This is a genomic window from Arthrobacter sp. CAN_A2 (assembly GCF_015752045.1).
In the GTDB taxonomy this organism is placed as follows: Bacteria; Actinomycetota; Actinomycetes; order Actinomycetales; family Micrococcaceae; genus Arthrobacter_D.
In genome coordinates this window covers 194,151-203,302 of sequence record NZ_JADOUS010000008.1, presented here as the reverse complement: position 1 = coordinate 203,302, position 9,152 = coordinate 194,151, and the positions used below count along the sequence as shown (strand labels likewise).

At 68.1% G+C, this 9,152-nt stretch carries 10 protein-coding genes; 7 read left to right on the top strand and 3 right to left on the bottom strand.

Annotation, left to right across the window (positions count from 1 at the left end; translation table 11 throughout):
- Nucleotides 1-221: 221 nt before the first annotated feature.
- Nucleotides 222-665, top strand: coding sequence for a hypothetical protein (locus IWX63_RS12505; protein WP_199278483.1), 444 nt, complete (start codon nucleotides 222-224; stop codon nucleotides 663-665).
- Between the two features lie 17 nt (nucleotides 666-682).
- Nucleotides 683-1,243 carry a hypothetical protein gene (locus IWX63_RS12500; RefSeq protein WP_199278482.1) on the top strand — a complete coding sequence of 187 codons (561 nt, stop codon included), beginning with the start codon at nucleotides 683-685 and terminating at the stop codon, nucleotides 1,241-1,243.
- Nucleotides 1,244-1,280: 37 nt separating this feature from the next.
- Here the strand turns inward: IWX63_RS12500 and IWX63_RS12495 are convergent, their stop codons facing one another.
- A complete protein-coding gene (locus tag IWX63_RS12495; RefSeq protein ID WP_199278481.1) occupies nucleotides 1,281-2,180 on the bottom strand; it encodes a nuclease-related domain-containing protein in 900 nt (299 codons plus the stop codon).
- Between the two features lie 194 nt (nucleotides 2,181-2,374).
- On the opposite strand from IWX63_RS12495, the gene IWX63_RS12490 reads away from it, so the two are divergent.
- Nucleotides 2,375-2,599, top strand: coding sequence for a hypothetical protein (locus IWX63_RS12490; protein ID WP_199278480.1), 225 nt, complete (start codon nucleotides 2,375-2,377; stop codon nucleotides 2,597-2,599).
- A gap of 82 nt (nucleotides 2,600-2,681) precedes the next feature.
- Here the strand turns inward: IWX63_RS12490 and IWX63_RS12485 are convergent, their stop codons facing one another.
- Entirely contained in the window at nucleotides 2,682-3,170 is a 489-nt protein-coding gene (locus IWX63_RS12485) for a hypothetical protein (protein ID WP_199278479.1), read from the bottom strand.
- A gap of 175 nt (nucleotides 3,171-3,345) precedes the next feature.
- Between IWX63_RS12485 and IWX63_RS12480 the strand changes: the two genes are divergently transcribed.
- From IWX63_RS12480 to IWX63_RS12465, 4 genes are all read left to right on the top strand, one after another.
- Nucleotides 3,346-4,896: an alpha/beta fold hydrolase gene (locus IWX63_RS12480; RefSeq protein WP_199278478.1), complete on the top strand. Its 1,551-nt coding sequence runs from the start codon at nucleotides 3,346-3,348 to the stop codon at nucleotides 4,894-4,896.
- A 126-nt stretch (nucleotides 4,897-5,022) separates the two neighbouring features.
- A complete protein-coding gene (locus tag IWX63_RS12475; protein WP_334685844.1) occupies nucleotides 5,023-5,358 on the top strand; it encodes a hypothetical protein in 336 nt (111 codons plus the stop codon).
- 87 nt (nucleotides 5,359-5,445) lie between these two features.
- A complete protein-coding gene (locus IWX63_RS12470) occupies nucleotides 5,446-7,080 on the top strand; it encodes a LuxR C-terminal-related transcriptional regulator (protein WP_199278477.1) in 1,635 nt (544 codons plus the stop codon).
- A gap of 219 nt (nucleotides 7,081-7,299) precedes the next feature.
- A complete protein-coding gene (locus tag IWX63_RS12465) occupies nucleotides 7,300-8,391 on the top strand; it encodes a class I SAM-dependent methyltransferase (protein WP_199278476.1) in 1,092 nt (363 codons plus the stop codon).
- Here IWX63_RS12465 and IWX63_RS12460 read toward each other — a convergent pair.
- Nucleotides 8,372-9,079 carry a TetR/AcrR family transcriptional regulator C-terminal domain-containing protein gene (locus IWX63_RS12460; protein ID WP_199278475.1) on the bottom strand — a complete coding sequence of 236 codons (708 nt, stop codon included), beginning with the start codon at nucleotides 9,077-9,079 and terminating at the stop codon, nucleotides 8,372-8,374. The two genes, IWX63_RS12465 and IWX63_RS12460, sit on opposite strands and share 20 nt — an antisense overlap.
- Nucleotides 9,080-9,152: the final 73 nt, after the last annotated feature.

Here is a 9,152-nt window from a genome sequence, read left to right as displayed (position 1 = left end):
CCCTCGGATTCCGGAACCTCACCAACTACATCGCGCGCAGCCTGCTCGAATCAGGCGGCTTCAGACCTCGACTACACCCTCAATTACGATGAGCCTCCAATCGTCCCGATCCACCGGCATAAGGACCTGCATGGACAACTACGCGGAATTCATCGAGCGACTCGACACCGCCTCCGCCACTCGGCGCCCGGCAGGAGTCGCTCCAGCTGTCACTCGGCATCTTGGAGGCAGTTCTCGCGCAGAACAGCGACGGCCTCACGCTCTGGACGCAGCGCCGGACACGCACTGACGCTCTGCTGGCGAAGCACGCAACGAACTCGGAGACGCAGCGCACCCTGACGGAACTGCGCGGTGTCGCGTCGACGATGGAGCCGATGTTCCGCACGAGGACCGAGCGGCTTGGTGAGAGAGTCGCCGTCGTCCGCCGGCGCAGCGACGAGATCGAGGAATCGCTCAACGACCTCGCGCGGAGCAAGCTCAAACTGGAGACGTCCCGAATGCTGTCCCGCGAGCGGGAGAACCTCCGCAAGGCGATGACTGATGTCTCCGGCACGCTGGAACAGCCTGTCGCGGCTGATATCGATCCCGGAGTGAGGGAAGACCTCAATGCCACGCATGAGGCGATCATCCTGGCCGAGGCCCTGCTGGAAGTGAAGGCGAACTGACCACGGCACCAACGAAAGTGACCCAGAAGGACATCATCGCCTTCACGTCGAAAGAATGGGACGGCAGGCCCGCCAAGCAGGTGCCGAGCATGTTCGTCGGCTTCATCGTGATCGGCTACGTACTGGGCCCGATTCTCATGATCCTCATCGCGCCCCTAAGGAGCTTCAATGTGCTGTCGCTGTTCGCCGTCATGACCGCCGTCCTCTTCACGGCCCTGGCGATCAGCGGCGAACGGTCGAGGCAGCAGAAGTTTCTGAGCGGACTTGCCGTGACCATCAACACGACCGTCCTCGAGCTGACCGGCAATCCGCAGGACCAATTGTCCCTGGCCAAGGTCGAGGACCTCGTCACGCACGGCCAGTGCATTCCCCTGCTGGTCAATGGAGTGTCGGGGCTCGAGCTCACAGCGCTTCGCGAGAAGCCACCTGAGCCTCCGCAGTGTATCAAGAAGGACCAGCGGATCGTCTCGACGGTGCCCGACGTCGTCGTCACGACGCGCATTGTCATCACTACTACCCCGCCGGAGTACGGCATCACCAGCTTCGACAAGCTCCTGGCCGCCGACACGCCAACGTGAAGCAGCAGCGATCGCGTGCGGACGCGGCTACGATCAGCTACTTGCCGGAGGCGGGCTGCTCAATGCCTGGCACTGGCGGTGACGGCGGCGCGGGGAGCGAACCAGCGATGTGTTGCAACGCTCCCCCACATACCAGGAGCACCAGGGCCAGCGTTACGAGGCACCACAGTGCATCGAGGCAGCCCTTCTGATTCCTTTGACGTCGCCGGCTGACAGGCCGTGTGGAACGCACCCGTGGGTCCGCTTGAATTCGGTGGACAGGTGTCGGCCTCGCAGCCGCAACCCGCCGGGCTGAGAGCGCGGCGGACGACGCGTTCGACCGGTCGAGCAGGGCAGTGGTCGCCACGGCCGGGCTCAACGATCCGGCCAGCAGTTCCTCGAGGTAGTCGTGGATCGCGTTGACGAACGGTTCCTCGAGAACAGGCGGCAGCGCGAGGACCGCATCCACCAGCTGATCAATGCCCACGACCCTCCCGCCCGTGCTCGTCGAACCCTCGAGGTCGGGCTGTCCCACCAAGCAGATCCACGCCTGCACCATCGTCCGATGCTGCGGCTCGAGCAGAACGGCGACGGCGCTGCATTGCTCGAGCAGGGACGCCGTTTCCTTCTTACGCGCGTAGCCGTTTTGGCTCAGCTCTCCATCGCGCAGGCGCACATCACCCGACCAGTTCTTGGCATCGATCATTAGGATCCCGCCGGGGCCGATCGCGAGGTGATCGATGTTCGCCCTCTGCCGGCCCGGCCAATGGACATCGTGGAGGACTCGCCAGCCGTGAGGTTCCAGCCGGCGCAGTTGCTCACCCACCCGTGCCTCACCCTCGGCCCCGGCAAGCCATGCCTGCTGAGCCTTGCGCGCCTGCTCGAGTTCCGTCTCCAGTCGGGAGACCCGCTCCCCCATCCGCCGCGCCTGTTCGGCTGCGCCCTGTCCTGCTTCCACGTTCCCCCCTACGTCTAGCGCCCCAGCCTAGAAGGGCTTGGGTGTCATGAAACGAAGGAAAGCACTAGGAGAAAGGCAGGATTCCGCTTGGCACCCGAATCGCTCCTCGAGTCCCGCTCCCACGCATTGGCAACGTCGGGACAACGGTACGCACGGCCCTCGCCGCCCGGGATAGACCCCACCAGAATCGAGCGATGGAACAGCGCAGCCCGGAAGAAACTTTGAAGGAGTCGTACCCCGGCATCGGGATCGCCCTCGGCGCAGGGGCCGGATGCGCCATCGGGGTGGCGATCGCCGGCGGACCCGGCATCGCGATCGGCACCGCCATCGGTGCGGGTGTCGGTCTCGTCGTCGGTGCGATCGCCCAGTCAGCGTCCCGGTCAACGCCAGGCTCCTCGTCGGGGAGTCACGACGCCTGATCTCAAACGCTGACGTCACACGCGAACGACCACGGCGGCCTCCACCTGAGTTCGCCACGCCTCAGGACGGACGGCTAGCCCGTCAGGCGCCCACGGACTGCCAGTCCGCCCGGGCTGCCCAGATCAGGAAGGCGAGCGCCGGGACGCTCCACAGCCAGAAGCCCCAGCCGAACAGCATGAGCCCCAGGTGGAAGGCGATGACGCCCGCCCAGCCGACCTTGGCCCACTGACCGCCACGCAGGAGCAGCACTCCCAGGGTGGCCTCGCCCACGGAGAGCGCAAGACCCCACCGCGCCGGAGCAGCCATGAAGATCTCGCTCCAGGCCTTTTCGACCAGCGGGATGAACGACTCCTGGGCGAAGGGCGCATACAACTGCGGATCGGCCATGACGATCCCAAGATGCACTCCTCCCGTGAACAGGAAGAACCCGCCCACGATCTTCCGGGTAAGGCCCGTCCGCTTCAGGCCCTCGCGCTGATCGGGAGCGGATGGCTTGTCCTTCGTGAACTTCAGCATGCTCGCCTCGGCTTCCGGATGGGCCCGCACGACGGGCGGCGGAATCGTGTCCAATTCCATTGTTTTGGTTAGGGCCCTGAGGGACAGGGCCCTTGGTCCCCGGACGGAGACCCGCAGGCAACTCCCCCGCTCCGCCCCGCGGACCTTTGGCCCTATCAGGGCCCGGGACCGCCTTGTGATGCTGGACGAGGATCCCGTCCCGCCAGCTCCGGAAGGCAGACGACACCCGATGGCCACCGACCTCGACAAGGACCCCACTCCCTCCACGCGCGTGCGGACGCTGATGGAACCCGTCTGGGCCGACCGCCGGGTGGGCGCTGCCGTAGCACTGGCCGTCGCCGTCGGCTGCGGCCTCCTGCTGGGTTGGTGGACTCCACGCGGCCCCCTCACCACTGCGGAATCGCTCGGCACGATGCTCCTCTGCCTGCTGGTCGGCGTCGCCACCGGATTGGTCCTCCGGTCGCGGTGGGCCATGCTGGCTGCGCCCGTGGTGGTCATCGTCGTCTTCGAACTCACGCGCATCGGCACTGACGGACCCACCGTCGACGAAATCGCCACAAGCCCGTACGGCATCTTCGCGTTCATCGTCGGGCGTGGTTTCCATGCCCTCCTCGCCCTGCCCGCGATGATCCTGGGCGCGGCACTCGGCGCCGGAGCAGCGCGACGACTCACGCGCACCCCTGGTGAGGCCCATCGCGCGAGTGCCGGCGTCGTCGTCCGCCGTGCCGTGGCGGCCCTCACGGCGGTGGCACTCATCGCGCTCGCGGTGGTGCTCGCCCGGCCAGCCGGCACGGCCCCCATGCAGGCCGCGGACGGGGAACCTATGCCCGAGAGCATCGCCGAACTCACAACAACGGAGACCGGCGGCAAGGACCTCGGCATCATGCTGCGCGGCGTCGACGTGGAGAAACCCGTCCTGTTGTTCCTCGCGGGCGGCCCGGGCGGATCCGAACTGGGCGCGATGCGCAACCATCTGCAGGAGCTGGAGGAGCACTTCGTCGTCGCCACCCTGGACCAGCGGGGCACCGGGACGTCCTACCCGGAGCTGGATCCGGCGTCCACCCTCACCCTCCAGAGTTCTGTCGAGGACGCGATCACCGTGACGAACGCCCTGCGGGAGCGCTTCGCCGAGGACCGGATCTACCTGATGGGCCAGTCCGGCGGGACGATCTACGGCATCCTCGCTGTCCAGCAGGAGCCGGAGCTGTACCACGCGTTCATCGGCACCGGGCAGATGGTGAGCCCGCTCGAGACGGACACCATCTTCTACGAGGACACCCTCGCCTGGGCCGAGCAGAGCGGCGATACAGCCCTGGTGGAGGAGCTGGAACGGATCGGTCCGCCACCCTACGAGGACATGCTGGACTACGAGACCGCCCTTGCCTACGAGCACCAGGTGTACCCCTACGACCACACCGGCAACTCGGAGGGCGAGGGCGGGTTCTCGGAGAACTTCATCGTCCCCGAGTACACCCTCACCGATCAGGTCCATCTGCTCGGCTCGTTCATGGACACCTTCTCCGTCATCTACCCCCAGCTCCAGGACACCGACTTCCGCACCGACGTGACCAGCCTCGAGGTTCCCGTCTACTTCGTGCAGGGCGCTCACGAGGCCCGCGGTCGCGCCGAACCGTTCGCGGAATGGTTCGAGCTGCTCGAGGCCCCGGTCAAGGAGTCCACGGAGCTCGCGACCTCCGGCCACCGTCCGCTGTTCGAGCAGCCCGACGAGTTCGTGGCCTATCTGCGCGACACAGTGCTGGTCCGGACGCCGCCGTCCTGAGTGGACGCCCCGCGGCCGGGAGCCCTCCGGGCAGCCGATGGTGCAGCAGTGTGCAGGTCAGTCCCCGCCTTAAATACAGGATTCGCCCGACGCGGGGAGGCCACCCGGCTCCATAGCCTCGTCCGCATGAACCTTCCCATGATCGCCGGAACCATCTCGACCGTGCTGTTCGCCCTGTCGACGCTGCCGATGCTGCTCAAGGCCGTGCGCACCCGCAACATGGAGTCCTACAGCCTGGGGCACATGGCGCTCAGCAATGTCGCCAACATCGTCCACTCGGTGTACGTGTTCAGCCTGCCGCCGGGGCCCATCTGGATGCTCCACGCGTTCTACGGTGTGGCGTCGGCGCTCATGCTCGTCTGGTATCTGCGTTTCTCGAGGACACCCCGGGACGCCGCCGACGTCGTCGCAAGCACAACCGACGACGACGCCGTGACGGCCGCCGGTCGGCGCATCGCTTGACGCGCGGACGGACGGGACAAAAACCCCGGCCAGCCGATAGAAATGCCGTGGTGCGGAAGGTCCCGCAGGACTACCGTTGATCCCCTGATGGACACCGAGGAGCTGACCGAACTCCTGAGCACCGGGCGGGCGGAACACGCCCGGGGCGAATGGCGTGCCGCGTTCGACGCCCTGAGCGCGGCCGACGCCTCCACTCCCCTGGACGTCGAGGACCTCGAACTGCTCGGCAGCGCCGCGTGGTGGAGCGGCAATGTGAAGGAGAACTGCGAGGTCTCGGAGCGGGTCTTCCAGCACCACTGCGAGAACCAGGCCCTCCCGCGGGCCGCGATGAAGGCGCTCGAGCTCGCCCTCCTCTGGGTGAACCGGGGAGACCTCGCCGTCGGCTCCGGATGGGTCAGCCGCGCCCGGCGCATCCTCCGGGACCTGCCCGAGAGCCCCGCCCACGGGTATCTCCTCTATCTCGAGGCCGTCCTGGAGCTGGACTTCTCCGGCACCGCCCCGCCGCCGTCGTACATCTCGCGGCTCCGCACGATGAGCGAGCGCTTCGCCGACCCCGCGCTGATGTCCCTCGGGCTCGTGCTGTCCGGACTCGCGGATGTGCGCAGCGGCGAGACCGCGCGGGGCTTCGCCGAACTGGACGAGGCGATGCTGCCGGTGCTCGCCAACCGGATAGCCCTGGAGTGGGTGGGCGACATCTACTGCACGGTGATCCACGTGTGCCACGAACTCGCCGACTACCGCCGCATGCGGTTCTGGACCGCGGCCACCGAACGGTGGTGCGCCCGCTTCGGCAGCGAGGTCATGTACACCGGGGTCTGCCGCGTGCACCGCCTCGAACTGCTGAGCATCGAAGGCAGTTGGCACGACGTCGAACCGCAGATCGAGCGCGCCAGCGCCGATCTCGTGGACAAGGACATCTGGGCCGCCGGCGAAGGCTACTACCAGCTTGGGGAGATCCGGCGGATGCGCGGGGATCCGGAAGGCGCGCGGGCCGCGTACGCGCTGGCGAAGAGCTGCGGCATCGAGCCGCAGCCGGGACTCGCGCTGCTGGAGGCGGCGGACGGCGACGACGAAGCCGCCTACGCGGGGCTCCTCGCCGCACTGCAGGGACGGGACCGGCTCGCGCGGGCGCGGCTGCTGGGTCCGGCCGTCGAGGCGGCGCTGCGGCTCGGGCTCGGGCAGGAGGCCGAGGAGCTGTGCAGCGAACTCGAGCACACGGCCGAGCACTACGGGAGCGCCGGTTTCCGCGCGTGGGCGCAGAAGGCGCGAGGCATCCTGTTGCTCACCAGCTCCCACCCCGCCGAGGCCCTCGCGTCGCTGCAGGGCGCCCGGCGATTCTTCGAGGATGCCCGGGCCCGCTACCCGAGCGCCGTCATCCACCGGTGGGAGGCCCTGGCGTACCAGGCGCTGGGCCAGCCACAGGCTGCGGCCTGGAACACCGCGGCCGCGCGGACCATCTTCGAGGAGCTCGGCGCCGTCGCCGAACTGCGACCCATGGTGGCGCGCAGCGCACCGGGCGGACTGACCGCGCGGGAACTCGAAGTCCTCGCCGCGATCGCCTCCGGCGCGTCGAACCGGGAGGCGGCACGTCAGCTGTTCATCAGCGAGAAGACCGTGGGACGGCACCTCGCGAACATCTTCGGCAAGATCGACGTCACCTCCCGCACCGCCGCCGCGGCCTGGGCGCGCGAGAACGGCGTCGCACCTGGTCCGGGCGGCTGAAGCTGCTTCCCGATCCGCCGCTTCTTGTGCCGCCGCTTCCGGTGCCGCGCCGCCGTCGCACCGCGTCCCGCCGTCGCCGTCGTGCATGATTCGCCGTCGTGCATCATTCGCCCCACTGCCGCCCAACCGGAATGCAGCGTTTGCCCGATGCAGCGCCGGGGCCCTGATTCCTAGGCTCGATGCAGCGGGACAAGCCCGCACGAACCCAGGGAGCACACCATGTCAGTCAGTACGGAACTCGGAACGGCCGACGCCGACCTCGCGGCCGTCGAGGCGTTCGGCGAGCGGTGCATCGGCCTGCTCAACGGCGGCAGCATCGCCGTCCTCATGAGCATCGGACACCAGACGGGCCTGTTCGACGCCCTCGCCATCCTGCCCGCCGCCACGAGCGCGGAGATCGCCCGGACCGCCGACCTCAACGAGCGGTACGTCCGGGAGTGGCTGGGCGGCATGGCATCGGCCGGAGTCCTCACCTACGAGCCGACCGACAGGACCTTCGCCCTGCCCGCGACGCACTCCGCCCTGCTCACCACCGCCGCAGGGCCGGACAACCTGGCCCGCATCATGCAGTACGTCAGCATGATGGGCGAGATGGAGCAGCGGATCGTGGACTGCTTCCGGAACGGCGGCGGCCTCTCCTACACCTACTACCCGCGCTTCCACGCGATCATGGCCGAGGAGAGCGCCGGGGTCAACGACGCCGCGCTCATCGACACGATCCTCCCGCTGATCCCCGATCTTCCTGCGCGACTGCGGGCGGGCATCCGGGTGGCGGACATCGGCTGCGGTAGCGGCCACGCCGTCAACCTGATGGCGAAGGCGTTCCCGGCGAGCACGTTCACCGGCTACGACTTCTCCGAGGAGGCCATCGCCGCAGCCCGTGCCGAAGCCGCGACGCTGGGCCTGGCCAACGCCCGCTTCGTCCTCCAGGACGTCGCCCGACTGGACGAGACGGACGCCTTCGACGCCATCACGGTCTTCGATGCGATCCACGACCAGGCCGACCCCGCGAGAGTACTGCGCGCCATGTTCACCGCGCTGCGCAGCGGCGGCAGCCTGCTCATGGTGGACATCAAGGCCTCGAGCAACGTGGAGGACAACATCGAGCTGCCCTGGGCCTCGTTCCTGTACGCCCTCTCGGCGGTCCACTGCATGAGTGTCTCGCTCGGGCTCGACGGCGCCGGCCTCGGCACCGTCTGGGGGACGCAGCTCGCGCAGACGATGCTCGGCGAGGCAGGCTTCACGGAGATCGAGGAGAAGGCGATCGCATCCGACCCGTTCAACGCCTACTTCACGGCGTCGAAGGAGTGAGTTGCCCCTCCGGGGACTCTGCTCCGCGATCGGCGGGCGGCCTGTCCGGGTCGCCCGCCGGTCGCTGGTCCGGGCCCGGCAGCATCGTCTCGAGGTACGCGATGATCGCTGCAACACCCGCCTCGAATCCGAGCTCCGAGCGTTTCCCTGCTAATGATGCATCCGCGAACGCACCGTGCAGCGCGGGTTGGCCCTCGGCGTCGGCGAGCCAAGACAGCTCCGGCGACGCCATATCCAACGCGGAGCCGAGCATGAAACTGTCGAGGACGGTCACGGCCACGACGACGTCGTTCGCGGCAAAGCCCTGCTCCACGAAGACCGCGGCGAGGTGCTCGTAGATGTCGAGCGTCGCAGTGTCCGTCACGGCCTCCCCCACGAGCAGCGGGATGGCCTTCGCGTGCTGGCCCAGAGCACTGCGGTAGCTCCTCGCCCACGCCGCTGCCCGATCGCGCCAGTCAGGGCCGGCCGTGAAGAAGTCCCCCGCCGCCAGTGCGTCCGATCCGATGACGGACCGGATCCCGTTGATGATCTCCGGGCGTCCGTCCACGTGGTGGTAGATGGAGGACGGGCTGACCGACAGCTGCTTCGCCAGCCCCGGCAGCGTAAAGTCTCCGAACTCATCCACGAGCTCCAGTGCTGCCCGATAGATCTTCTCCGGCGACAGAATCGCCTGGCGTGGCCGCCCCATACTCCCCCTATGTACCGACGGCTGTGCCGCCCTCTACTGTTCCGGTCCCCGCGCCGCTCGCGTCGTCGTCGTC